23 protein-coding genes are annotated in these 26,445 nt (G+C 61.3%); 20 read left to right on the top strand and 3 right to left on the bottom strand.

All coding sequences use genetic code 11. The features are described from left to right. Positions 1-64 precede the first annotated feature (64 nt). Positions 65-439 (top strand): glycine zipper family protein, encoded by a 375-nt coding sequence (locus ACR0DY_RS07845; RefSeq protein ID WP_480475937.1) that lies wholly within the window; start codon positions 65-67, stop codon positions 437-439. Between the two features lie 24 nt (positions 440-463). On the opposite strand, the gene ACR0DY_RS07840 is transcribed toward ACR0DY_RS07845, so the two are convergent. After that, positions 464-1,645, bottom strand: a complete 1,182-nt coding sequence (locus ACR0DY_RS07840) for a BaiN/RdsA family NAD(P)/FAD-dependent oxidoreductase (protein ID WP_480481869.1) — start codon at positions 1,643-1,645, stop codon at positions 464-466. Between the two features lie 839 nt (positions 1,646-2,484). On the opposite strand from ACR0DY_RS07840, the gene ACR0DY_RS07835 reads away from it, so the two are divergent. The 19 genes from ACR0DY_RS07835 (at position 2,485) to ACR0DY_RS07745 (ending at position 24,143) form a co-directional block, all read left to right on the top strand. Continuing rightward, positions 2,485-4,308, top strand: coding sequence for an adenylate/guanylate cyclase domain-containing protein (locus ACR0DY_RS07835; RefSeq protein ID WP_480537419.1), 1,824 nt, complete (start codon positions 2,485-2,487; stop codon positions 4,306-4,308). A gap of 28 nt (positions 4,309-4,336) precedes the next feature. Further along, entirely contained in the window at positions 4,337-5,494 is a 1,158-nt protein-coding gene (locus tag ACR0DY_RS07830; RefSeq protein ID WP_480545753.1) for a phosphatase PAP2 family protein, read from the top strand. A 21-nt stretch (positions 5,495-5,515) separates the two neighbouring features. Beyond that, positions 5,516-7,129, top strand: coding sequence for a S8 family serine peptidase (locus ACR0DY_RS07825; RefSeq protein ID WP_480545752.1), 1,614 nt, complete (start codon positions 5,516-5,518; stop codon positions 7,127-7,129). Positions 7,130-7,318: 189 nt separating this feature from the next. Beyond that, complete coding sequence (ftsW, locus tag ACR0DY_RS07820) at positions 7,319-8,482, top strand: putative lipid II flippase FtsW (protein ID WP_209504524.1); 1,164 nt, start codon at positions 7,319-7,321, stop codon at positions 8,480-8,482. Then, the gene (locus ACR0DY_RS07815; protein WP_480545751.1) at positions 8,482-9,579 is read left to right on the top strand and encodes a UDP-N-acetylglucosamine--N-acetylmuramyl-(pentapeptide) pyrophosphoryl-undecaprenol N-acetylglucosamine transferase; all 1,098 of its coding nucleotides are present in this window, start codon (positions 8,482-8,484) and stop codon (positions 9,577-9,579) included. Before ftsW ends, ACR0DY_RS07815 begins: the two co-directional genes overlap by 1 nt. Further along, complete coding sequence (murC, locus tag ACR0DY_RS07810; RefSeq protein WP_480898062.1) at positions 9,576-10,985, top strand: UDP-N-acetylmuramate--L-alanine ligase; 1,410 nt, start codon at positions 9,576-9,578, stop codon at positions 10,983-10,985. The genes ACR0DY_RS07815 and murC overlap by 4 nt, the downstream gene beginning before the upstream one ends. 75 nt (positions 10,986-11,060) lie before the next feature. Further along, on the top strand, positions 11,061-11,309 hold the full coding sequence (locus ACR0DY_RS07805) for a DUF2484 family protein (protein ID WP_480545749.1): 249 nt from the start codon (positions 11,061-11,063) through the stop codon (positions 11,307-11,309). Continuing rightward, positions 11,306-11,572, top strand: coding sequence for a DUF2484 family protein (locus ACR0DY_RS07800; RefSeq protein ID WP_480481855.1), 267 nt, complete (start codon positions 11,306-11,308; stop codon positions 11,570-11,572). The genes ACR0DY_RS07805 and ACR0DY_RS07800 overlap by 4 nt, the downstream gene beginning before the upstream one ends. Before the next feature lie 24 nt (positions 11,573-11,596). Next, entirely contained in the window at positions 11,597-11,890 is a 294-nt protein-coding gene (locus ACR0DY_RS07795) for a hypothetical protein (RefSeq protein ID WP_480481853.1), read from the top strand. After that, positions 11,887-12,825, top strand: coding sequence for a UDP-N-acetylmuramate dehydrogenase (gene murB / locus ACR0DY_RS07790; protein ID WP_480481851.1), 939 nt, complete (start codon positions 11,887-11,889; stop codon positions 12,823-12,825). The genes ACR0DY_RS07795 and murB overlap by 4 nt, the downstream gene beginning before the upstream one ends. A gap of 108 nt (positions 12,826-12,933) precedes the next feature. After that, a complete protein-coding gene (locus tag ACR0DY_RS07785) occupies positions 12,934-13,851 on the top strand; it encodes a D-alanine--D-alanine ligase (protein WP_245222549.1) in 918 nt (305 codons plus the stop codon). Next, a complete protein-coding gene (locus ACR0DY_RS07780; protein WP_480898059.1) occupies positions 13,839-14,846 on the top strand; it encodes a cell division protein FtsQ/DivIB in 1,008 nt (335 codons plus the stop codon). Before ACR0DY_RS07785 ends, ACR0DY_RS07780 begins: the two co-directional genes overlap by 13 nt. A gap of 8 nt (positions 14,847-14,854) precedes the next feature. After that, positions 14,855-16,189 carry a cell division protein FtsA gene (gene ftsA / locus ACR0DY_RS07775; RefSeq protein WP_209504922.1) on the top strand — a complete coding sequence of 445 codons (1,335 nt, stop codon included), beginning with the start codon at positions 14,855-14,857 and terminating at the stop codon, positions 16,187-16,189. After that, positions 16,176-16,595 (top strand): hypothetical protein, encoded by a 420-nt coding sequence (locus ACR0DY_RS07770; protein ID WP_209597776.1) that lies wholly within the window; start codon positions 16,176-16,178, stop codon positions 16,593-16,595. The genes ftsA and ACR0DY_RS07770 overlap by 14 nt, the downstream gene beginning before the upstream one ends. 348 nt (positions 16,596-16,943) lie before the next feature. Further along, positions 16,944-18,548, top strand: a complete 1,605-nt coding sequence (gene ftsZ / locus ACR0DY_RS07765) for a cell division protein FtsZ (protein ID WP_480898056.1) — start codon at positions 16,944-16,946, stop codon at positions 18,546-18,548. A gap of 213 nt (positions 18,549-18,761) precedes the next feature. Further along, on the top strand, positions 18,762-19,682 hold the full coding sequence (lpxC, locus tag ACR0DY_RS07760; protein WP_267363883.1) for a UDP-3-O-acyl-N-acetylglucosamine deacetylase: 921 nt from the start codon (positions 18,762-18,764) through the stop codon (positions 19,680-19,682). Between the two features lie 126 nt (positions 19,683-19,808). Then, a complete protein-coding gene (locus tag ACR0DY_RS07755; protein WP_267363885.1) occupies positions 19,809-20,672 on the top strand; it encodes an outer membrane protein assembly factor BamD in 864 nt (287 codons plus the stop codon). 36 nt (positions 20,673-20,708) lie between these two features. Next, complete coding sequence (gene recN / locus ACR0DY_RS07750; RefSeq protein WP_480898053.1) at positions 20,709-22,358, top strand: DNA repair protein RecN; 1,650 nt, start codon at positions 20,709-20,711, stop codon at positions 22,356-22,358. A 99-nt stretch (positions 22,359-22,457) separates the two neighbouring features. Next, complete coding sequence (locus ACR0DY_RS07745; RefSeq protein ID WP_480898051.1) at positions 22,458-24,143, top strand: chloride channel protein; 1,686 nt, start codon at positions 22,458-22,460, stop codon at positions 24,141-24,143. Between the two features lie 59 nt (positions 24,144-24,202). Here the strand turns inward: ACR0DY_RS07745 and ACR0DY_RS07740 are convergent, their stop codons facing one another. Then, complete coding sequence (locus ACR0DY_RS07740; RefSeq protein ID WP_209504510.1) at positions 24,203-24,544, bottom strand: DUF427 domain-containing protein; 342 nt, start codon at positions 24,542-24,544, stop codon at positions 24,203-24,205. Positions 24,545-24,607: 63 nt separating this feature from the next. Continuing rightward, positions 24,608-26,398: an aminopeptidase P family protein gene (locus tag ACR0DY_RS07735; RefSeq protein WP_480898047.1), complete on the bottom strand. Its 1,791-nt coding sequence runs from the start codon at positions 26,396-26,398 to the stop codon at positions 24,608-24,610. Between the last annotated feature and the right edge of the window lie 47 nt (positions 26,399-26,445).

Below are 26,445 nucleotides of genomic sequence, written 5' to 3'. Positions count from 1 at the left end.
TCAGATTGACACTTTGTTGGAATTGAGGTTGCGTCACCTTAAGTTCAATAAAGAGGAAGCGGAAATGTCTGCACGCAAAATTCTCTCCATCCTTCCCGTCGTTGCGCTGGCCGGGGCCTGTGCCAATAGCGGGGCGAATTATGTTCCTATCATCGACGGGCCTGTGGGTCCGAACTACCAGTCCGATCTGGCCAATTGTCAGGCGCTGGCCCGGTCTCGCCCGACGCTGGACAGCAACACCGCGGGCGCTGCCGCCATCGGCGCGGCTGGTGCGGCGGCGACCACAGCGATTATCGACAACAGCGCCAGCGATCTGGGCCGTGCGGCGGCCGCTGGTGCTCTGGTCGGTGTGGGTGCCAGCGCGATCAGCAACACCCAGAACCAGGAAGTGATCGTGCGCAACTGCATGCGCGGTCGCGGGTATAACGTCGTCGGCTAATGCCGCGCAAAACGGAAGTGTAGGTTAATTCTTGGCGGCAATGGCGACACCTGCGGCATGGCCCGATGACCATGCCCATTGAAAGTTGTAGCCGCCAAGCCACCCGGTGACATCCACCGCTTCACCAATCGCATAGAGGCCAGGGACATCCTTGGCCTCCATCGTTTTCGATGACAGATCATCGGTATCTATTCCGCCCAACGTCACCTCGGCGGTGCGATACCCTTCGGTTCCCGATGGTCCCAGCCGCCAGTCAGACAGGGCCGCGACCAGATCAGACAGTTTCGCGTCCGACTGATCGGCCAGATTGCCGGACATCGGGATGATTTGGCTTAAATACTCGACCAGCCGGGACGGCAGATGCCGCGCCAGTTCCGTTGTCAGCGCCTTGCGCCCTGCATTTTGCCGTTGCGCGCGCAGCAGATCGAACAGGGGCAGTTCGGGGATCAGGTTCACGCCGATCTCCTCGCCTTCGCGCCAATAGGAGGACAGCTGTAAAACGGACGGCCCGCTGAGGCCGCGATGCGTGAACAGCAGCGCTTCGTCAAAACTTGTGCGGTCATTCGACAGCCGCACGGGCAGGGAAACACCGGACAGGTCCTTGAACCGGCCATCCGAAAAGGTGAACGGCACCAGCGCCGCGCGGGTGTCGGTCACCCGCAGGCCAAACTGCCGGGCAATGTCATAGGCCAGCCCGGTCGCGCCCATCTTGGGGATGGATTTGCCCCCCGTGGCCAGTACCAGATTGGCGCAGGTCAGATGCAGGCGCTGCCCCTCACGCTCGACCTCCAGCGCGAATCCGGTGCCATCCTTGCGCAGATCACGCAGCGCGGTCTGCACCCAAAGCTCGGCGCCGGCGCGGCTCATCTCGTCCAGCAACATCTGGATGATCTGCTTCGAGGAGCCGCCGCAGAACAACTGCCCCAGCGTTTTCTCATGCCATTTGATGCCGTGCCGGTTCACCAGGTCGACAAAATCCCACTGCGTAAACCGGGCCAGCGCGGATTTGCAGAAATGCGGGTTTTGCGACAGGAAGTTGCCCGGCCCCGCATACATGTTGGTAAAATTGCACCGCCCTCCGCCCGAGATGCGGATTTTCTCGCCCGGCGCCTTGGCGTGGTCGATCACCAGCACCCGCCCACCGCAACGGGCCGCGCACATCATGCCTGCTGCTCCGGCACCCAATATGATCGTATCGAACCTCATGCACCGCCCTTGGCGTGGATTTTCGGCGATGACAAGGGTGAAACCCGGCGCATCGTGCCTGAGGCAAAAGATTTAGTTGTCAGGTGAATGATTCCCGGAAAATCGGGGCCTGCGGGCGGTGACACCCTTGCACGGGGGCCGGTTTGGGCTGGTTGTCAGGATTTTGCGCGCGCGTCTCGGGGCGGGATTGGAAGGGTGCAGATCGCAGAAAACCACTCCCTAGTCCGGTCAAATTGCGGCACCGTTCAGGTTGTGCAAGGCACTTGATCCCACCACAAGTGGGGCCACCGAACAGGGTGGTGGCAGGCATGTCTGGCAGAAACGGTGAAGGCATTACAACTTTCGGATACTTTTTGGAGAATCGATTTTCGGAACCAGTTAGCCGCAACTGTGTCGGGCCACCCGCTTGGTTCGAAAGTATCGGGCCGGTTCAATACCAAGTGCTTGACCGGGATCAGCCCTCGCGCACTCCTAACGGGAAGTCTTGCCGCGTCAGCCCGTCTTTCCCGCCAAGCACAAAGCGCCACAGATGCCGGGTAATTTGGCCAAATTGCACCGAAAAATATGTGCAAAAATAAAAATATGTCGACGGAAGTTCACTAAAACAATACAATAACCCTTATTATTTTGAACTAAACGCATTTTAGAAACCAAATCTCATCAGCGGGCCGATTAATGCCTCGTGATTTCCATTCAGGCCCGTGGCCCGTCCCGCGCAATGCAGCGCCATTCACACCCGTCGGCTGCATTTGCAATCGCAACACGCCTTTGATGCGTGCCAGCCTGCCTGTTTTCGGGGTGGCACATTTCAACAAGTTAAAGAGTTCCGAGACACGATCATGGGTATTAATCTGAATTTGAACAATCCAGGCGACCTTCCCAAGGCGCGGCTCAGGGCGATCCTGTTCCTTGATGCATGTGATTACTCTGCCGCCGTCCGCGAGGACGAGCTGGAAACGCTGGCCAGAATCCGCCGCGATCTGAACTGCGTCAGCGATCTGGTTAACAGCTTTCGGGGCCGGGTGACCGGCCTGACCGGTGACGGGCTGTGCGCCGTCTTTCCAAGTGCGCGTGCCGCCGTCGAAACTGCGCTGGGGATGCAGGATGTCCTGACCCATGCCCCCGACCGGTACGCCAAGGGGTATCGAATTGGGATACATCTTGGCGACACGTTCGAGGTTGACCAACAGATCATCGGTGACGCCGTGAATACGGCAGCCCGGATCGAAAGCGTCGGCTCATCCGGCGAGGTTCTGGTCTCAAGTGTTGTGCGCAATGCGCTGCGCGGACGACAGGATTTCCTGTTCAACTCGATCGGGCGGCCCAATCTCAAGAATATCGGTGCCACGCTCGAACTGTTCAAAGTGGCCCGCGCAACCATCGACGTCCCCTATGAGAAGGACGGAAAAGCACAGCCGGTTCCCGTTCCCACCAATCCAACAGCCTTCCGGTCCGAGCAGATGTCGTTCTCCGTACCGCGCCCGAATTTCGTGATAGGTCTGTTGTCTCCGGATGTCGGTGGCAGTTCCGAAACCGCGACATTCGTGTCCAACATCGTCGCGGAACAGCTGTCCAAATCCCTTACCGAAACCGAAGCGCTCGAGGTTCAGGATTACCGGGTGCCGCAAGTCGCGCTTCCAAAGGAACCACTGTCGGCTGGACCTGATCTTTTCCTTCAGTGTCGCGCTTCGACCTGTGGCAGCATGTTACAAGTGTCCGCCACCGCAATGCGGTCGGAAGACAGAAAAGTGATCTGGAGCCAGAATGTGGTGGCGGATCAGGGTGACTTTCTGGGGCAAAACTGCTCGGGACTGACATCGTTCATCAGCTATGCCACCGACGCTTTGCTGACGGCTTTGCTGAACGGGCGTCACATGCGCGATCCGGCCTCCCATCACGCGGCGAAAACCGCCGTTGCCGCCGTGCATCACCTGCTGACCATGACCGGGCCGGGGCTGGACCAGCTCGAGGCGGATATTCTGGCGGCTTACGAGCTTGATCCCAAGCCGGTCTACCTTGCGTGGCTGGCCTATGTCACGACCTTCAAGGTCGGCGAACGGTACGGAACCTGGGATGCTACACTTGAAGCGCAGGCGCGAGATCTGGCCCGCCGCGCGGTCGCGGCTGACCCGGACAACGGCACTGTTCTGGGCCTTGTCGCCCACGTGCATTCCTACGTGTTCCGAGAGTTTTCGGTGGCGCAGGATCTTGTCGACCGCGCGCTCGAGCTCAGCCCTTATCGGGCGATGAGTTGGGATTCAGCAGCCATGCTCTATTGCTACACGGATCGCCCCGCGCTGGCGGTGGAAGCCGCGCAGAAGGCACGGCTTATCGGACGGCACAGCCCGTACCGGCACCTGTTTGACGGGGCAGGATGTGTCGCCGCGCTGGTCAATGGCGAGTTCGAGAAATCCATCAGGTTCGGCGAATCCGTGATGGAGGTTCAGCCGCAGTTCAAAACCGTCATGCGCTATCTGGCTGCGGCTTACGGGCACGCAGGTGACCGGCAGCGAGGCGAGTTCGCCTTGCAGCGGCTGACCAATCTGGAACCGGACATGTCGCTGGCCTGCATCCAGCAGGACCGGTTCCCGGTGCCAACACGGTTCAGCGCGCAACTGATGGAAAGCGGCCTGTCCCGGATCGGATTGCCGCAACACGCTTGAAGTAGGGGAAAAAGTAGGGGGTTTACTTATGTCTTACGTGTCCACGCTCAATGATTTTGGCATGATGGCCCGACGTGGAGAGCTGATTTCTTGCAAGGTGGTGAAATTGATGAACCTTGCCGGAACCGGTGGTCTCGGTGCCTCACCGGGGGACAATCGAAAGGCGTTGGACAATTTCATTTACGACGCGCAGAGGGAAAGCTTCATCGATTACCTCAATGCCATTCATGATCTGGATCCCGAGTTGCTGGATATTGAAAAACTGCGCGAGCTTACCGAGTTCATGCAGAACGAAGAATTCATCGACCCCTTCAGGTCTGACAGCCGTGTAAAAGGTGCGAAAGACGAAGAGATCGGGAAACGCTCTGCCCTCGGCGCGGCGTCTGTCACGATGAGCGCATCTTCGGCATTCGCACTGAACCGAAACCGCAACAGAAACCGCAATCGGAACAGAAACCGAAACCGAAACAGAAATCGCAATCGTAACCGGAACCGCAGCGATTTTGACGTCGGCGGCAGCGATGCTTCCTTCGGCTGGCGCGAGATGCGCGATCTGTGCCGGATCGGTATGCTGCCCGCATCCGGACTGCTGGGCAAAATCTGGGAAAACATCGATCTTCTGCCGCCACCGGGCCCTGACGAAAGCATGAAGGAAACCGAATACCTGCTGATCCTGCAAGGGCGGCTAAAGTGGTCAAATCAGGCGACACGGCGCGAAGAAATCGTGGCGCAGGCTGGCTTTGGTATTGATGACTATCTCAGCCCGCTGGGCATTGACGAGCAGGGTGGCTTTGATGCGACACGTGCGCTGATGACGATCCTGCTGGAACTGACGAATGAAATCGGCCTGACCTACAAGAACCGCTTCAGCCGACCCAGACCCAATATCATCCAGCCGCTGATCCGGCCCTTTATCCCGGTGCCTTTTCATGCGGCTTACCCCTCGAACCACTCCTACCAATCCTTCGCGATTGCCGAACTGTTCTCGCGGCTGATCCCTGAACATCCGGGCACTGTCGCTTTGTTCCACCGCGCCCAGCGGATTGCTGAAAACCGCGAATGGGCTGGTCTGCACTACCCAAGCGACACAGCCGCCGGACGAAGTCTGGCCAGAAAAACCGTGGCTTACCTGACCGAGGTTCTGGACGAACTGATGGACGAAGCACAAGACGAATGGCTGGGTTAAGGATCAACGCGAGGTGACGAAATGACCGCAGGAAACGAAGACTACGCACGATATTACTATCTCTGGCATCTGGTCGCGATCAAAGCCTTGACCGTCAAGGCGCCCCCGCCCGCTGACGGAGAGACCTGCCCGGAAATCGACAGCGCGATCTGGGATTTCACAGGCCCTGCTCTGGCCGAGGCGAAGATCGCCCTGATCGACATGGGCGTGGCCCCGCATCACCCAAACCTGAAAGCGCCGGACACCGGACCGGTTCCGGCGGACAGGGTCATTCGGGACGAAGCCCTTGATCTGGCCAGCCACCCGTTCGGTGTCAAATACATCGACCGGTCGGCCGTTGGGGCAGGGGCAGAACATATCGAAGAACATGTGCAACATCTGTCGGGCATTCAGAACCCCTTGGGCATTCCGGGCCTGACATCGCAGGAACAGCGGGTGATTGCCGGGCTGAGATCGGGGTTTGGTGTTAAGCGTTACATCGATGCTTATGATGATCGCTATGCCGGGCACGGCACCAGCTGTGCCGGGCTGGCTTGCGGAACCAGCTTTGCGGCGGACCAATTCGGCAATACCGGCAATATCGCGGCGTATTACGGGGTTGATCCCAAAAGCAGGATTATTCCGATCACGACGTCGATCTCACCCAGCCCGGAAGAGTTGATTGCGGCGTTTCTTTATGCTCATGAAAAGGATGTTCATGTCATCCTGTTTCCGCGCGACATAGCGAACCCGGACCATTGGCCCGGGTATGATGACCGTCCTGCCACTGTTACCGAACCGTTCTATCCGGGTCTGGACAGGCACGAAAAGACGCGCCTGCACGAGACGATGCGCGATGAACCCGACGGTGACGCGCGCGATATTTCAGTGGCGTGGTCGACGCTCCACAAGGTCGTCGAATGGGTCAGCACGAAAATTCCGGTGGTCTGCGCGGCTGGCAATGACGGTCGAAGTGAATTGATTTACCCCGCCAGCCTGTCCGGTGATCCAGCCAACGGGATCATTTCCGTGGGGGCCGTCAACTATAATGGCTACCGGTCCGGGTATTCGAACTATTCTGCTGATCTGACCGTGTCCGCCCCCTCAGATGACGGTGAGATATACAACCGCTATCAAATACGTCTGGACCGTGACGCGGCCTCGGCGACTGACTTCCATCTGGAGGATCGGGCCGCTCTTCCCAAACATCACCTCAAACGCGATGGCAGTGGTGACGCGATCCCGATTGTCGATTTCGCACCTCAACGGTTGGTGACGTTGGACGTGCCGGGCCCCCGGGGTTATGTCGAAGGCAGCCTTGCCGCGGCTGTCGAAACCCGAAAAAAGGCCGTGGACGATCCTGCTGGTCTGTATACCGAATTCGGCGGCACTTCGGGGGCTTCGGCCCTTGTTGCCGGGGCAATCGCGATGATGCAACGAAAGTCGCCCAATGTTCTCAATGGGGTGCAGATCAAAGCCATCTTCAAGAACCTCGAAACATCTGCAACGCGTTTCAATAATGCCCACTGGTATTGGTCCTCGGCCGCAGGAACCCTGCAAGCTGATGCGATCAACGGTTACACGCCTCCCCCCAGGGCCGAACTGTTCGGTGTGGCGGGGCTGCTGGATGTGCCGCTGCTGCTGACCAAAGTCTGACAGCCCGCCGCCTCCCGCCCGATGGCCGTCGCAACACGGTTGACAGGCGGTCTGGGTCTGCGGCGCGGGTCTTGCGCGGGAAATCCCGATTTGCCCGCGAACAGGCTGGCCTGATCGCCAAATTGCATGTAGACTCGTAGCCAGACCCCGAAAACGGGGCGTTAACGAGGCAGAGAGTGGCGGTATCTCATGACTGAGATGGTGTATGGCGCGGTCCAGGACCAGCGCGGAGAACCGATTCTACCGAAATGGTGGCGTACTATCGATCGCTGGACGATGTCCTGCGTTCTGATCCTGTTTACCATCGGGTTGTTGCTGGGGCTGGCCTCTTCACCGCCACTGGCCGGTCGCAACGGGTTCGATCCCTTCCATTATGTCGAGCGTCAGGCCTTGTTCGGCGGATTGGCGCTGATCGCGATGCTGCTGACCTCGATGATGTCTCCAACCTTGGTGCGGCGTCTGGCCGTTCTTGGTTTTCTGGGGGCCTTCGTCGCTCTGGTCTTCTTGCCGGTGTTCGGTACGGATTTCGGCAAGGGCGCAGTGCGCTGGTACTCGCTGGGCTTTGCCTCGCTGCAACCGTCCGAGTTTCTGAAACCCGGCTTTGTCGTCGTGGCCGCTTGGCTGCTGGCCGCCTCACAGGAAATCAATGGCCCTCCGGGGCGGTTGTGGTCCTTTGCGCTCTGCATGGCCATCGTGGCCATGTTGGTGATGCAACCCGATTTCGGTCAGGCCTGCCTGATCCTGTTCGGCTGGGGCGTCATGTATTTCGTGGCCGGGGCCCCGATGCTGCTGTTGCTGGGCATGGCCGGTGTTGTCGTTCTGGGCGGGATGTTGGCCTATTCGAATTCCGAACACTTTGCCCGCCGCATCGACGGCTTTCTGAATCAAGAGGTCGATCCGACCACCCAGCTTGGCTATGCAACCAACGCCATCCGCGAAGGCGGGTTGTTCGGCGTCGGCGTAGGGGAGGGGCAGGTGAAATGGTCGCTGCCCGATGCCCATACCGACTTCATCATCGCCGTCGCGGCCGAGGAATACGGCCTGATCCTCGTCATGATCATCATTGCGCTTTATGCGCTGATCGTCGTGCGCTCGCTGCTGCGGCTGATGCGCGAACGCGACATGTTCATTCGTCTGGCCGGTACCGGTCTGGCCTGCATGTTCGGCGTTCAGGCGATGATCAACATGGGTGTTGCGGTGCGTCTGCTGCCCGCCAAGGGCATGACTTTGCCGTTCGTCAGCTATGGTGGCTCGTCCCTGATTGCTGGCGGTATTGCCGTTGGCATGCTGCTGGCCTTCACCCGAAACCGCCCACAGGGCGAACTAGGCGATATTCTGCGCGGACGAGGATAATGGGGAACCCTTACCTGTTGATTGCGGCTGGCGGCACCGGGGGCCATATGTTCCCCGCTCAGGCGCTGGCCGAGGCGATGCTGCACAAGGGCTGGCGTGTGCGCCTGTCCACCGACCCGCGCGGTGCGCGCTATACCGGTGGCTTTCCCCATTCGACCGAGATTGTCGAGGCGTCCTCGGCCACCTTCGCCCGTGGCGGTCTGGCGGCAAAGGCAATGGTTGGCCCGATTATCGCTGGTGGTGTCACCAGCATGATCTTCCAGATGATGCGCGACAAACCCGATGTTGTCGTGGGCTTTGGCGGTTATCCGTCGATCCCGGCGCTGGGCGCCGCGACCCTGCTGAAAATACCGCGGATGATCCATGAACAGAACGGGGTACTGGGCCGCGTGAACCAGCTGTTTGCAACCCGCGTTGCGCAGGTGGCCTGCGGCGTCTGGCCGACGGATCTGCCCGAAGGCGCGCATGGCATCCACACCGGCAACCCGGTGCGTGCCGCGGTTCTGGACCGCGCCGCCGCCGGGTATATCCCGCCGGGTGATTACCCGATGTCGGTTCTGGTGATGGGCGGCTCGCAGGGTGCGCGCATCCTCAGCGATATGGTGCCCGGAGCGATTGCCGCGCTGCCCGAAGACCTCCGCGCGCATATCCGTGTCTCGCATCAGGCGCGGGATGAAGATGGCGAACGGGTCAGCGCATTTTACCAAGACCATGGTATCCGCGCCGACGTTCAGCCCTTCTTCGATGACATTCCCCGCCGCATGTCGGATGCGCAGCTGGTGATCTCGCGCTCGGGCGCGTCCAGCGTGGCCGATATCTCGGTCATCGGTCGTCCTTCGATCCTGATCCCGTTTGCTGCTGCCGCCGGGGATCATCAGACCGCCAACGCGCGCGGGCTGGTGCAGGCCGGCGGGGCCATCATGATCCCGGAAAATGCGCTTGACGTTCCCACGCTGACACAGCAAATCACCACGGTTCTTACGAACCCCGAAGCCGCACAGAAAATGGCCCATGGCGCTCTGTCGGTCGGGGCGCCCGATGCCACCCAGCGTCTGGTCGCTCTGGTCGAGCAGCTGGCGCAGAAGGAGACCACATGAACCCAGCAACCAAACTGCCGCAGGACGTAGGGCCGATCCACTTCGTGGGCATCGGCGGGATTGGCATGTCGGGTATCGCCGAGGTGCTGCTCAATCTGGGGTATCAGGTGCAGGGCTCGGACCTGAAGGCCTCGAAGATCACCGACCGGCTGGCCAGTTTGGGGGCCGAGATTTTCGTCGGCCAGCGCGCCGAAAACCTTGAAAACGCGGCCGTTGTGGTTGTCTCGACCGCGATCAAACCGGGCAACCCGGAGCTTGACCAAGCCCGCGCCCAAGGTCTGCCGGTTGTCCGCCGCGCCGACATGCTGGCCGAACTCATGCGTCTGCGCTCGAACATTGCCATTGCCGGAACACACGGCAAGACCACCACGACGACCATGATGGCCGAACTGATGGTGGCCGGCGATTTCGATCCGACCGTGATCAATGGTGGCATCATCCACGCCTATGGATCGAACGCGCGGATGGGGCAGGGCGAATGGATGGTGGTCGAAGCCGACGAGAGCGATGGCTCGTTCAACCGCCTGCCCGCAACCATTGCCATTGTCACCAATATCGACCCCGAGCATATGGAACATTGGGGTGATTTCGACAGGCTGCGCGACGGCTTTTACGAATTCGTCTCGAACCTGCCGTTCTACGGTCTGGCCGTCTGCTGCACCGATCATGCCGAGGTTCAGGCCCTTGTCGGCCGCATCACCGACCGCCGCGTGCGCACCTATGGGTTCAACGCGCAGGCGGATGTGCGGGCTGTGAACCTGACCTATAAGGGCGGCGTGGCGCATTTCGACATCCACCTGCAATACGAAGACAAGATGATCGAAGGCTGCACCCTGCCAATGCCCGGCGATCACAACGTCTCAAACGCGCTGTCCGCTGTGGCTGTCGCCCGCCATCTGGGCATGAAAGCTGCGGAAATCCGCGATGCGCTGGCCAATTTCGGCGGCGTCAACCGTCGCTTTACAAAGGTCGGAGAAATCGACGGTGTCACCATCATCGACGATTACGGCCACCACCCGGTCGAAATCGCCGCCGTTCTCAAGGCTGCCCGTCAGGCGACCGAAGGCCGCGTGATCGCCGTGCATCAGCCGCACCGCTATTCCCGACTGTCCAACCTGTTTGATGATTTCTGCACCTGCTTCAACGACGCCGATGTTGTGGCGATTGCCGAGGTTTTTGCCGCTGGCGAAGACCCGATCGAAGGTGCTTCGCGCGACGATCTGGTGCAGGGCCTGATCCGTCACGGCCACCGCCACGCCCGCGCGCTGCTGAATGAAGACGATCTCGAACGCCTCGTGCGCGAACAGGCCCGTCCGGGCGACATGGTCGTCTGCCTCGGGGCCGGTACGATCAGCGCCTGGGCCAATGGCCTGCCCGAGAGATTGCAAAGAAAACAAGCAGTTTGACGCGTCATTTGTTTGTCGCACAACTAAAAAGTGTGATACTCTGACCGCAACAGTCGCGTGTCCTCGGAGGGGCGAATGGACTATTCGATGATCTTTGCAGCGCTTTGGGTGATCTGCGCCACCATCGTGGCAATGTTGCCGATGCGGCTGCAATTCCCGCCGGGGTTTGTCCTGTTGGTCTGCGCACCGTTGCTGGTCGTATGGCTTGGATATGTCCACGGCTGGTTCTGGTCGGTCGCGGCATTTGCCGGGTTCGTGTCGATGTTCCGCAACCCCATCCGGTATTACTGGCGCAAATGGACAGGGCGCGAGGTCGCGGAATGACATGGTCTATCGCTCTGGCGGCCCTGTGGGGCTTTGCTGCCAACGTTCTTGCGCTGATCCCCAGCACCGACAACCACTGGACGCGCGCCTATATCCTGATCATCGTGGGCATTCCCATCGTCGGCTATGTCACCTATGAAAATGGCCCCTGGATCGGGATGCTGGTGCTGGCAATGGGCATGTCCGTGCTGCGCTGGCCGGTGATTTATCTGACCCGTTGGACAAAGTCGAAAATGCAGGGCATGAAGGCGGCCAAAGAATAACCGGCCAACTTCAGGAGATCTGTCATGGCGACAATCGCCACATTTGCCTATCTGCCGCTTGTTTCCTTCGTTCTGGGTGCCGCTGCCGGGTTTACAGCGGGCCGCTGGCTTGGCCTGCGCAGCCTTCTGTGGCTGATCGGGCTGACATCCGCGGTTGGTCTGGGGCTGATCGTCGTGCTGGCCGATGTCGGAACGGGTGAAGAAGACAAGGCGTTCGGCCCGCTGGTCTGGTTGACTGCCGGTGTACTCCCCTTCCTTTTTGCCGCAATCATGGGCGGGGTCGGTGGGCGCAGCCTGGCGGTGCGCGCGACTACATGACTCCGCTTCCCCCTGTTCTTCCCGATGTCCGGGGCCGCCTGGCCAAAGCGCGCAACCTGTCTGACCTCACATGGCTCCGCGTTGGTGGGCCGGCGGATTACCTGTTTCAACCTGCCGATATCGAAGACTTGCAGGCCTTCCTGCGCGATCTGCCGGATGGTGTGCCGGTCTTCCCGATGGGGGTCGGCTCGAACCTCATCGTGCGCGATGGTGGCTTGCGGGCCGTGGTGATCCGGCTGGGGCGCGGGTTCAACGCCATCTCGGTTGAGGGCAATACGGTCATCGCGGGCGCTGCCGCACTGGACGCGCATGTTGCGCGCAAGGCCGCGGATGCGGGTGTGGACCTGACCTTTCTGCGTACCATCCCCGGCTCGATCGGGGGCGCGGTGCGGATGAATGCGGGCTGTTACGGCAGCTACACGGCGGACGTGCTGCGCAAGGCCACCATTGTCACCCGGCAGGGCGACCTGCGGGACCTGACGACCGAGGATCTGAACTTTCGCTATCGCCAGTCCGACCTGCCCGAAGGCGCCGTTCTGATTTCGGCCACGTTCGAAGGCCCGTCCGGCGATCCCTATGACCTTCATGCCCGAATGGAAGCGCAACTGAAGAAGCGTGACGAAACCCAGCCCACCAAGGACCGCAGCGCCGGATCGACCTTCCGCAACCCGGCCGGTTTTTCCTCGACCGGGCAGGCTGATGACGTGCATGACCTCAAGGCGTGGAAAGTGATCGACGATGCCGGAATGCGCGGCGCGACACGCGGCGGGGCACAGATGAGCCCGAAACACTCGAACTTCCTGATCAATACCGGCACCGCCACCGCTGACGACCTCGAAGGTCTGGGCGAAGAGGTGCGAAAAAAGGTTTACGAAACAAGCGGCATCACGCTAGAGTGGGAAATCATGCGGGTCGGTGATCCGCTAAAAGAATAAAGCCCCGACCGTCAGACCAAAACAGGCAAATTCAGGCGACGGATCAAAGGCATAAACGCAGTACGGACCACCACATAAGGTCCGGGGACATTGAGGCGCACATTGGGTATGTCGAGCAGGACAAACCCCAAAGTGGCGGTATTGATGGGCGGCCCCTCGGCGGAACGCGAGGTGTCTCTCAGCTCTGGGCGCGAATGCGCGGCCGCCCTTGTGGGAGAAGGTATTGAAGTGGTCGAACTGGACGCAGGTCCCGACCTCTATGCGCGCCTGTTGGATATTCAGCCGGATGTGGTTTTCAACGCCCTGCATGGCCGCTGGGGCGAGGATGGCTGCGTGCAGGGGATGCTGGAATGGATGCGGATTCCCTATACCCATTCGGGTGTTCTGGCCTCGGCCCTTGCGATGGACAAGCAACGCAGCAAGGACGTCTATCAGGCCGAAGGTCTGCCCGTTGTCCCCAGTGTGATCGTCCCGCGTGCCGAGGTGACTCGCGCCCACGTGATGGAACCGCCCTATGTAGCCAAACCCAATAACGAAGGGTCCAGCGTCGGTATCTACATCGTCCACGAAAACGCCAATGGCCCGCCGCAGCTGTCCGAAGACATGCCCGACCAGATCATGGTCGAGAAATACGTGGCCGGACGCGAGCTGACCGTGACCGTGATGGGCGACCGCGCCCTGACCGTGACCGAGATCATGACCGATGGCGGCTGGTACGACTATGACGCCAAGTACAAACCCGGCGGATCATGGCACGTGGTCCCTGCCGATATCCCACAGGACATCTTTGATCGCTGCATGGATTATGCCCTGCGCGCGCATGATGCTTTGGGCTGCAGGGGCGTCAGCCGCACCGATTTTCGCTGGGATGACAGCGCGGGTGCTGATGGGCTGTTTCTGTTGGAAACCAATACCCAGCCGGGCATGACGCCCACTTCACTGGCCCCGGAACAGGCCGCGCATCTGGGCATGACATTTGGCCAGCTCTGCGCCTGGATGGTTGAGGACGCCTCATGCAACCGTTAATCGCCAGCCGCTCTCTGGAAATCCATCGCACCAAACCCCTTGCCGGGCCGGATGCCGATTTTGCCTCGGCAGATTCGGAGCCGCATGACACCCAGCCCATTCTGCGTCTGCGCGGGGCGCAGGTGTTTTCCCGCACCGCACGCCGCAGCGATCCGGCCCCGTCGCGCCTCAGCTATCGTCTTCAGCGCTGGATGCTGACACCGGGTATCCGTCTGGGCGTCAAGCTTGGCCTGCCGATCTGTGCGATTGCTGCGGCAATTGGTGTCTATTTTGCCTCTCAGGACCGGCGCGAAGCGCTTGGCACGTATATCGCCGATATTCGCACCTCGATTCAGGAACGCCCCGAGTTCATGGTTAACCTGATGGCCATCGACGGGGCAGGCACCAGCCTGTCCGATGATATCCGCGAGGTCGTGCCTCTGGATTTTCCGATCAGTTCCTGGGATCTGGATGTCGAACAGATGCGCGACACGATCACCGGGCTTGATCCGGTGAAATCGGCAACCGTACGCATCCGTCCGGGCGGCATCCTTCAGGTCAACGTGGTCGAGCGTCAGCCCGTGATTGTCTGGCGGACGCATGACGGGCTCGAACTGCTCGACGAGACCGGCGCGCATGTCAAGGAAACCACCTCTCGCAAGGACCATGCCGACCTGCCTTTGATCGCGGGCGCGGGCGCGGATGCCCATGTGGCGCAGGCGCTCGAGATTTTTCAGACCGCCCGCAGCCTGGGCAATCGTGTGCGCGGGCTGGTGCGCGTGGGTGAACGGCGCTGGGATCTGGTCCTCGACCGTGGCCAGCGCATCATGCTGCCGACCGAGCGCCCGGTGCGCGCGCTGGAACGCGTGCTTGCGGTGAACGAGGTGCAGGACCTTCTGGAACGCGACGTGGCCGTGGTCGACATGCGCCTTGGCCAGCGTCCCACCATTCGAATGACCAAAGCCGCCAGCGAAGACTGGTGGAATACAAAAGTGACAATGAGTAACGGGCAGTAACGAGCATGATGACCGATCTTTATCAGTCCCAACGCGCCATGCGTCAGATGCGGCGCCAGGCATTGCAACGCGGTGTGATCGCGATTCTGGATGTGGGCAGTTCCAAGATTGCCTGCCTCGTTCTGCGTTTCGACGGATCGGGCCGGCTGAGTGAAGATAACACCATCGGCTCAATGGCGGGGCAGACGGGGTTTCGGGTGATCGGGGCCGCAACGACACGTTCGCGCGGCGTACAGTTTGGCGAAGTCACCGCCATGCAGGAAACCGAACGCGCCATCCGCACCGCCCTGCAAGCGGCGCAGAAGATGGCCGATATTCGCGTCGATCACGTCATCGCCTGTTTCTCGGGGGCCAACCCGCGCTCTTACGGGCTGGACGCGCAGGTCGATCTGGATGGCCAACTGGTGTCCGAGGCCGAAGTGGGCCGTGTTCTGAACGCCTGTGACGTGCCGGATTACGGCGACGGGCGTGAAGTGCTGCACGCACAGCCAGTCAATTTTGCGCTCGACAACCGCTCGGGCCTGATCGACCCGCGCGGGCAGATGGGCCAAAGCCTTGCGGTCGATATGCACATGTTGACCGTCGATGCGATGGCGATCCAGAACATCGTGCGCTGTATCAAACGCTGCGATCTGGAACTCGCCGGGATTGCAAACTCGGCCTATGTCTCGGGAATTTCCGCGCTGGTCGAGGATGAGCAGGAACTGGGCGCGGCCTGTATCGACATGGGCGGCGGCACCACCAGCGTTTCGATCTTCATGAAGAAACACATGATCTATGCCGATTGCGTGCGTATGGGCGGCGATCACGTGACCGCCGATATCTCGATGGGGCTGGGCGTGCCCGCGGCAGTGGCGGAACGGATCAAGACATTCAATGGCGGCGTTCATGCGACCGGCGCTGATGACCGTGACATGATCGATATCGGCGGCGATACCGGTGACTGGGAACACGACCGCCGCACCGTCAGCCGGGCCGAGTTGATCGGCATCATGCGCCCGCGCGTCGAGGAAATCCTTGAAGAGGTCCGCGTGCGTCTGGATGCGGCCGGGTTTGAACACATGCCAAGCCAGCAGATCGTTCTGACCGGTGGCGGCAGTCAGATCATGGGGCTGGACGGTCTGGCGACCCGCATCCTTGGTCAACGCGTGCGTCTGGGTCGCCCGCTGCGGGTGCATGGCCTGCCGCAATCGGCGACAGGTCCGGCGTTCTCGTCCTCCGTGGGGCTCAGCCTGTTTGCGGCGCACCCACAGGACGAATGGTGGGATTTCGAAATCCCGGTCGACACCTACGCCGCGCGCCCGTTCAAGCGGGCCGTCCGGTGGTTCCGTGACAATTGGTAGCCCCCTGTGCCGGGCCGCTTTGTGTGCGGCCCTGTTGCCGGGATGGGTTTCGGCCCAGACCATCATCACGCCCGAGGCATTTCTGGATGCCGCCGTCGGCAAAACGCTCACCTTCCATGAGATTCGCAGCAACGATCTGGTCGGGACCGAGCAATTTCTGAACCGTCACATCTCGGTCTGGCGGCAAGAGGGGCAGGGCTGTGTCTATGGGCAGATCACCACGCCAAACGGTCAGATCTGCTTTCTCTATGACAACGATCCGGATGGTATTCCCGTCTGCTGGTGGCCCTTCCTGCACGAAGGCCGTCTGATGGTGCGTCTGGCCTCGTTTGCAGATGGCGAAATCCAGGAGGTGCGCAGCATCACCGAAACCAGCCTCAACTGTCCAAGTGCACCGCTCAGTTGAAAAATCCGGTTGCAGCGCGTCGATTTATCCCTCAAGATATCCACAAGGCCCGGCAGAGGCCTCGCGGCAGGACCTGAGCAGTTTTCCGCAGTGTAAATGATGGTCGACCAAAGCGTGACGAACGGCTGAGTCCTCGCGCCGGGGTCGTCTGCCTTGTGATGGTCGCCGGCGTTTCCGCTATATCTGGCAGTACCTGCGAAATGCCGCCGGTTTCTGCCTTATTTCCTCCATATTTTGTGGTGAATCGCGATTTTTGACGTGACCTTTTCGCATCAGCCCGCTAGAATCGAGCAAGGATAGGTAAGAAAAACACCGCTTTGGCGGAACATAAATACAGGCGGACAGAGCATGACATTGAATCTTTCGATGCCCGGGCAAGACGAACTGAAGCCTCGGATTACAGTATTTGGCGTTGGCGGTGCGGGCGGTAACGCTGTCAACAACATGATTGAAAAACAGCTGGACGGCGTCGATTTTGTCGTCGCCAACACCGACGCGCAGGCGCTGCAGCAAAGCCAGTCCTCGGCGCGGGTTCAACTGGGTGTGAAGGTCACCGAAGGTCTGGGGGCAGGGGCCCGTCCGGCCGTGGGTGCCGCAGCTGCCGAAGAAAGCATCGAACAGATCGTCGATCATCTGGCAGGCGCGCATATGTGCTTTATCACCGCAGGCATGGGCGGCGGCACCGGCACCGGCGCTGCTCCGATCATCGCGCAGGCCGCGCGTGAGCTGGGTGTGCTGACCGTGGGTGTCGTGACCAAGCCCTTCCAGTTTGAAGGTGCCAAGCGGATGCGTCAGGCCGAAGACGGCGTTGAGGCGCTGCAAAGGGTCGTCGACACGCTGATCATCATTCCGAACCAGAACCTGTTCCGCCTCGCCAATGAAAAGACCACCTTTACCGAGGCGTTCTCGATGGCCGACGATGTCCTGTATCAGGGTGTCAAAGGCGTAACCGACCTGATGGTGCGTCCGGGCCTGATCAACCTCGACTTTGCGGATGTGCGCGCCGTAATGGACGAGATGGGCAAAGCCATGATGGGCACCGGCGAGGCAACAGGCGAAGACCGTGCCATCCAGGCGGCGGAAAAAGCCATTGCAAACCCGCTGCTGGACGAAATCAGCCTCAAGGGCGCCAAAGGTGTTCTGATCAACATCACCGGTTCGCACGACCTGACCCTGTTCGAGCTGGACGAAGCCGCCAACCGCATCCGCGAGGAAGTGGACCCCGAGGCGAACATCATCGTCGGCTCGACGCTGGATACCGCCATGGAAGGCGGTATGCGCGTGTCGGTTGTTGCAACCGGCATCGACGCCACCGAAAAAACGGCTGACATTCCGGTCGCGCGCCGCTCGATGTCCGAGCCGCTGACCCGCACCGTTTCGGCCGAAGAATACGGTCGCGAAGAAGCGCCCGCAGCCGCCGAAATGGCAGAGCCCGCGCCGCAGATGGAAGAAAACCGCGAACCTTCGCTGTTTGAAGCCGCGGAAGAGCCCGCCCAGCCGCAGTTCCAGCCGTTCGACGAGCGGGATGAGGACGATCTGCCGCCCCCGGCCTATCAGCCGCGCGTCGCCGAATTCGAGCCGCAGCCCGAGCACGTCGAACCGACACCCGAGGCTTTTGTTGCCCCGCGCGCGCCTGTCGCAGGCACCCCGTCGCCCGAAGCGCTCCAGCGTTTGCAGGCAGCGGTTCAGAAGGTTCCCACGGCAGCTCAGCGCGCCGCTGCGACCCGCCCGCAAGCGGCGGTTTCGCATCACGAACCCGAAGAACGCTCGCGGTTTGGCTTCAATCGGCTGATCGACCGGATGACCGGGCACGCCTCTGACACACCGGCCCAACCGCCGCGTCAGCAGCCCGTTTTGCGCCAGTCCGAGGCCACGGCACCGATTCACGATGAGGCCGACCCGGATCAGGATCGTATCGAAATTCCGGCCTTCCTGCGCCGTCAGGCCAACTGATCGCGGTAACAAAATCCACTCATGGGGTCGCCATTTGGCGGCCCTAATTCGTTTTAAAACAGTGGCTTACGAATAGGTAAGCAGGGTTTTGCCGATCTGTTACATACATGTTTCATTCGGTTACAAAGAGTGAGTTGAGCCTTGACGCGGGCTTCCTTAACTGAGTGTCCAACACAGCCCCAGCAGGCTGGACACCACTCGCCGAGGCCCATTTTGCAACATACGCTCAAATCTCCGGTCACGTTTAAAGGCGTCGGGCTGCACAGCGGCAAGCCTGCGACCATGATCCTGAAACCGGCTGCAGCTGGTCATGGCATCTGGTTCAAACGGACGGATATCCATCTGGGCGATGCGATGATCCCGGCGATCTATCACGTGGTCGAACGAACCCCGCTTTGCACCCGTCTGGTGAATGACGCCGGGGTGTCAGTATCCACCATCGAACATATCATGGCTGCTTTGGCCGGGTGCGGCGTTCACAACGCGCTGATTGAAATCGACGGCCCCGAAGTTCCGATCATGGACGGGTCTTCGATCGATTTCGTACGCGGTATCATGGCCCGAGGCGTGCGTCGTCAGGCCAGCCCGGTGCTGGCCTATGAGGTGCTGAAGACCGTCACCGCATCGCGTGAAGGGGCCAGCGCAAGCATCGCGCCCGCGGATGGGCTGATCATCGACTTTCACATCGATTTCGAAGACAGCGCAATCGGCAGCCAGACCAAGACGCTGGATATGCGCAACGGGTCGTTCGCGCGCGAACTCAGCGATTGCCGCACCTTCTGCCGCCGCATTGATGTCGAAGCCATGCGCGAAAACGGGCTGGCCCTTGGCGGTACCCTGGATAACGCCGTGGTCGTGCAGGGCAGTGAGGTGCTGACACCCGGTGGGTTCCGCCGCGCCGACGAAGCCGTGCGCCACAAGATGCTGGATGCTCTGGGTGATCTCTATCTGGCAGGCGGGCCGATTCTGGGCCATTTCACGGGCGACAAGTCGGGTCATTCGCTGACCAACACATTGCTGCGCAATCTGTTTGAAACACCCGGCGCGGTGCGTCCGGTTCTGTGCACGCCGGAACAGGCCGCACGCCTGCCGGGGCAGGGCCTGATCGTAAACGAAATTCCCGAAGTCGCCTGATCAGATCAACTCTGACGACATTTGCGCCAGATGTTGCATAAGGCGTTTTGCACCGGAATTTTCTGTGCTAGACCATGGCTCAATTCGGGGCGAACCCCCTTAAGTAAGACGACAAGGATGGGCGGTATGGTTGGCAGCAAGGCGGCAGTCAGATTCGCAGGTGCGGTTCTTCTGGCAGCAGTTTTGACGGCATGTGGAAACGCAGGCGGCCTTTTTGGCAACAAGGGCGCGGACCGGGATCAGAATCTGGAAGGGTTCACACCGGAACAGATCTACACCCGTGGCGAATACGAACTGTCGCAGAATCGCTCGGATGACGCGGCTTGGTATTTCTCCGAGGTTGAGCGTCTGTATCCCTATTCAGACTGGGCCAAGCGTGCGCTGATCATGCAGGCGTTCTCGTTCCATTCCGACAAGAACTACGAAGAAAGCCGGGCCGCGGCCCAGCGGTATATCGACTTCTATCCAACGGACGAAGATGCGGCCTATGCCCAGTATTTGCTGGCGCTCAGCTATTATGACCAGATTGACGAGGTCGGGCGCGATCAGGGGCTGACCTTTCAGGCGCTGCAATCGCTGCGCACCGTGATCGAGGTTTATCCCGACAGCGAATATGCCACCTCGGCAGTGTTGAAATTCGATCTGGCCTTTGACCATCTGGCAGGCAAAGAGATGGAGATCGGGCGCTACTACCTGCGTCAGGATCACTTTGTTGCCGCCATCAACCGCTTCCGCGTCGTGGTCGAGGATTTCCAGACCACATCCCACACCGCCGAAGCGCTCTATCGTCTGGTCGAGGCTTATCTGTCCCTCGGCCTTCTGGATGAGGCGCAAACCGCAGGTGCCATCCTTGGCTACAACTACCAATCCTCGGAATGGTATGACGATGCCTACAAGCTGCTGACCTCACGCGGGCTCCAGCTCAAGAGCCGTGGCAACAACTGGCTCAGCACGATCTATCGTCAGACCATCAAGGGTGAGTGGTTGTAATCGCCATGGCATTAGGCTTGGGACGCTGAAGACCCGATGCTGCGCGCCCTTGATATCCGCGACATGCTGATCATCGACCGGCTGGAACTCAGTTTTCAGCCGGGCCTGAATGCGTTGACCGGCGAAACCGGCGCGGGCAAATCGATCCTTCTGGATTCTCTGGGGTTTGTTCTGGGCTGGCGCGGGCGGGCCGAACTGGTGCGGCAGGGTGCGGCGCAGGGCGAGGTTGTGGCCGAGTTCGAACTTTCCCCCGATCATCCCGCACATGCGATACTGGCCGAAGCGGGCTTGCCGGGCGGGGATGAGCTGATCCTGCGCCGGATCAACACCGCCGAGGGGCGCAAGACCGCCTGGGTCAATGACCGCCGCTGCTCGGGCGATGTGCTGCGGGCGCTGTCGGAAACCCTGATCGAACTGCATGGCCAGCATGATGACCGCGGGTTGCTGAACCCGCGTGGCCACCGGGCCATGCTGGACGATTTTGCCGGGGTCTCGGACCGGCTGACATCCGTTCGTGCGGCCTGGACCGACATGTCACGCGCCCGCAAGGCTCTGGCCGAGACCGAGGCCGCTCTGGCTGCCGTCCGAAGTGAGGAAGATTTCCTGCGCCACGCGGTTGCCGAGTTGGATCAGCTTGATCCTCAGCCTGGTGAGGATGCCGAACTTGATGCCCGCCGCCGCATGATGCAGGGGGCCGAGCGTATTCGCGATGATGTCGCCCGCGCCTACGCCCTGCTGTCCGGGGACGGTGCCGAAGGGGCGATGTCCGACGCTATCCGCTGGCTGGAAGGTGTGTCCGGCAACGCAGGCGGTCAGCTGGACGAGCCGATTGCCGCGCTGGGCCGCGCGATGATTGAACTGGGCGAGGCGCAGGATGGCGTGAACGCCTGCCTTCAGGCGCTGGACTTCAACCCCTCGGAACTGGAACAGGCCGAGGAACGCCTGTTTGCCATCCGCGCACTGGCTCGCAAACACGACGTGGCCCCGGATGATCTGGGCGCGTTTGCCGCCACTCTGCGCACCCGCCTCAACCAGTTGGAAGCAGGCGACGCCGACCTGGCGGACAGACGTGCCGCCGTGGAGGCGGCACAAAAGGCTTATGATAATGCCGCCACCGACCTCAGCGCGGCCCGCGCAGCTGCTGCAGGGCGGCTGGACGCTGCCGTCATGGCGGAACTGGCCCCGCTCAAGATGGAACGCGCGGTGTTCCGGACCGAACTCACCCCGGCTGAACCCGGCCCCGAAGGGACCGACGCGGTGGCCTTTACCGTGGCCACCAACCCGGGCGCGCCTGCGGGGCCGCTGAACAAGATCGCGTCAGGGGGTGAACTCAGCCGCTTCCTGCTGGCGCTCAAAGTGTGCCTGTCGGGCGATGACAGCGCCCGCACGATGATCTTTGACGAGATTGACCGCGGCGTCGGCGGGGCCACTGCCGATGCGGTCGGTCGCAGGCTCGCGTCATTGGCGCAGGGCGGGCAGGTGCTGGTTGTCACCCATTCCCCGCAGGTCGCCGCCCGTGCGGCGCATCACTGGCGGGTGCAGAAACAGGTCACGGACGGGCAAACCCTGTCCACCGTCATCCCTCTGGCCCAACCCGACCGGGTGGACGAGATTGCGCGCATGGTGGCGGGCGACACCATCACGGACGAGGCCCGCGCCGCCGCCCGGGCCCTGCTGCAGGCCTGATGCGCCCGTGGCACGAAATGGCCTCACACTGTCGCTATCTCACTTTTATTAGGGTGCTCCGTGGCTTACTAAGGGTTACGTGATGATCCCCGAGGGCCAATGACCCAGTCGACCCGCACCGTTCTGCGCAACCAGCTCAATCAGGCTCTGGCCGCGATCAGGGATGCGTGGCGGGTGATGCTGCGCCGGGGACCAAGCCAGATCCAGTTCTGGTTCATCGCACTGGTCATCGGTATCGCCGCCGGTTTCATGGCGCTTGGGTTCCGCAAGGCCATCCGCGCGTTGCAGGCCTATCTCTATGACACCGACGACGTTCTGCTGCTGCACAGCCATGCCGAGAAACTGCCGTGGTTCATGATCCTGATCATCCCGATCATCGGTGGGCTGGTCGTGGGCGTGATCCTGAACCGGTTCACCAGTGACGGGCGCGTCAGGTCTGTCGCTGATGTGATCGAAGGATCCGCCATCACCGACGGGCGGGTCGAGGTCAAGGCCGGAATTGCCTCGTTCTTTGCCTCGCTGATCACGCTCAGTTCGGGTGGGTCAACGGGCCGCGAAGGCCCCGTGGTGCATATGGCCGGGGTGATTTCCACCTGGGTCAGCAACCGCATCCATGCCGACGGGATTACGGGCCGCGACCTGCTGGGCTGTGCTGTCGCCGCCGCCGTATCAGCCAGCTTCAACGCCCCCATCGCCGGGGCCCTGTTCGCGCTCGAGGTCGTGCTGCGCCACTTCGCCGTGCATGCCTTTGCCCCGATCGTCATCGCCTCGGTCGCCGGAACGGTGATCAACCGGTTGGAATATGGCGACGTTACCGAGTTCACGCTGGAAACGCCCGGATCGCTGCAATTCTATGTCGAACTTCCCGCCTTCCTGATCCTCGGCCTGATCTGCGGCTTTGTCGCGCTGCTGCTGATGCGATCGATCTTCTTTGCTGAAGATATCGGCAGCCATATCCAGAACCGCCTGTCCATTCCGGGCTGGCTGCGCCCGGCCGTGTCCGGCGGGATGCTGGGGCTGATGGCGATCTGGTTCCCGCATATCATCGGTGTCGGCTATCAGACCACGATCCGCGCCCTGACCGGTGATCTGGTGCTGACTACCGCGATCCTGTTTGCGGTGACCAAGACAGTGGCTGTGGCGATCACCATGGGCGGGCGCATGGGGGGCGGGGTGTTTTCACCGTCCCTGATGATCGGCGCGCTGACCGGGCTGGCGTTCGGACTGATCGCCACTGGGCTGCTGCCGGATGTGTCCGGCACGCATACGCTTTACGCCTTTGCCGGAATGGGCGCCGTGGCTGCTGCGGTGCTGGGCGCCCCGATCTCGACCACTCTGATCGTCTTTGAACTGACCGGAGACTGGCAGATCGGCCTTGCCGTGATGGTGACTGTATCCATATCCACCGCATTGGCGTCGCGCCTTGTGGACCGGTCGTTCTTCCTGACCCAGCTGGAACGCCGCGATGTCCACCTGGCCGCCGGGCCGCAGGCTTATCTGCTGGCGATGCTGCGCGCCGGGGCGGTGATGCGCCCTATCGGGGATGACCGCTCAATCACTGCGGACGAGGCGCACGCCCTGATCGAACAGGGCCTGTGCGTTCAGGCCAGCGCCACGCTCGAGGCCGCGATGCCCTATTTCGACCGTGACGACATACCCTGCATTCCGGTTATCGTTCTGGAACAGGACGGGTCCGAGACACCCGTCGGCGCGCTCTACCATGTCGACGCGCTCAAGGCGTACAACCGGGCCCTCGCAGCCACCGCTGCCGAGGAACATTCATAAGGCTCCCGCGACCGGGACAAGCGCTCCCGAAGCCTCCGTTGAAACCCTGTCCGGTGCCCTTAAATCTGTTCCACCTTCACCGAGTCCACCGGATAAAACGCCAGGTATCCCTTGATCTCGGCCACGGCGGAAACCGGGTCTTCATAACTCCAGACCGCATTTTCGGTCACCGAGGATTTGTTGACGATGGAAAAATGCGTCGCATCCCCCATGCGGGCGCAATGCGTCACCTTGTCGGTCTGGTCCAGAAATGCCATGGCAACATCGCCGCGCGGAAAGTAAATCACCGGAGCTTTGTCGCCTTCGTGCAGTTCCAGCGCGTTGCTCGTTTCGCCCAGAATCGCGCCGCCCGAACGGACAGTCCATTTGCCCGGCGCTTTTTGGATCGTGATCTCAGTCATTTCTATTCCTTCCGTCGACGTATTGGGGCCTCTCCTCTGCCCGTTCTATGTAACAGGCGGGTGTCAGATCGGCGCAGTTGCGGCATCCAACCACAGTTGCGCGTCATGTCCCAGCCTTGGGCGGATTTTTTCCGCGACGTCGCGATGATAGGCGTTCAGCCAGCGGCGTTCGTCAGGCGTCAACATATCAACCATGATCAGCCTGCGGTCAATTGGCACAAATGTCAGGGTGCGCCAGCACAGCATCGCGCGTTCCGCATCGCCACCGGGCAGGGCCGGGGCTTCTTCCACAACCACAAGGTTTTCGATGCGGATGCCAAAGGCCCCTTCGCGGTAATATCCCGGCTCATTCGACAGGATCATGCCGGGTAGCAAGGGGACATGGCTGACCTTCGACAGGCGCTGAGGCCCCTCATGCACGCTCAGATAGGCCCCGACGCCGTGTCCGACACCATGGTTGAAATCCTGCCCCGCCGCCCATAGCGGCGTGCGGGCCACGCATTCGATATCGCGCCCGGCCAGCCCTGCGGGCCAGCGCAGCATCGACATGGCAATCATGCCCTTCAGCACGCGGGTGAAGCAGGTCTTTTCCTCCGCCCCGACAGAGCCGATGGCAAGCGTCCGCGTGATATCGGTGGTGCCATCCAGATATTGTCCGCCACTGTCCAGCACCAGCAGATGACCGTCCTGCAACCGGCTGTCGGTCTCGTCCGTCACGCGGTAATGCATGATCGCGCCGTTCGGACCCGTCCCGGCAATGGTATCGAACGAGATATCCTGCAACACATTGTCCCTGCGGCGGTTTTCTTCCAGCCGCGTGACCACCTGCGTCTCGGACAGGCTGCCGGGGGGCTGTGCGTCCAGCCAGCACAGGGTCTCGACCACCGCCACCGCATCGCGCAAATGCGCCTCGGCGCTGCCCGCGATTTCGGCCGGGTTCTTGCAGGCCTTGGGCAGGGCACAGGGGTCGCCGCCATCCACCATGGCATCGCCCAACGCGTCCGCCACGATCTGCGGCACCGTGCTCAGGTCCACCTGTACCGCACCGTCCAGCGCTGCCACCGCGTCCAGAAACTCCGCAGGGTTGTGCACCGTCACCTTCGGGTCCAGATGATCCTGCACCTCCAACAGTTTTGCCGCTGCCATGAACAGATCGACCCGGCCGTCGTCATGCAGGGTCGCAAACCCGTGGGCCACGGGGTTGTAAGCGATATCCGACCCCCGAATGTTCAGCAGCCACATGATCGAATCCGGCAACGTGATCACTGCGGCCTTTCGCCCGGCCTGCCGCAGGTCTGCGGCCAGTCGGGTAATCTTGCTGTCAGCGGTTTCGCCCGCAAACTCGATCGGATGCGCCTTGACCGCTTGCATCGGCGGTTCAGGCTGATCCGCCCAAATGCGGTCCACCAGATTGCCGCAGCGCACCAGTTCGATACCTGTGCCCTCAAGCTCGCCAAGCGTGGACGAGATTTGCCCCGCCGCGTGCAACCACGGATCAAAGCCCACCTTACCACAACCGGGCAACTGCGCTTTCAGCCATGTACTCAGGCTCACGTCAGGCCACGGCACCGGCGTGAACACATCCGCGACCTGCGCCTTGACCTGCGTGCGATACCGCCCGTCGATGAACACACCAGCCATGTCGGTCAGCGCAGCACAGAACCCGGCCGATCCCGTAAACCCGGTCAACCAGGCCAGACGCTCATCCCGCGGGGCCACATACTCGCCCTGATGCGCATCCGCGCGCGGGATCAGAAACCCGTCCAACCCTTCGCGCGCCAGCTCCGCGCGCAACGCAGCCAGACGCGGCGGCCCCTGCTCGGGCCGCGCGGTCACCTCAAAGGACTGGAACATACTACACCTCCCTCAGCCGGGCGGTCGAAATCGCCGCCTTTTCATCT

The organism is Ruegeria sp. O6 (assembly GCF_056535045.1).
This window is presented reverse-complemented; position numbering and strand designations above follow the sequence as displayed.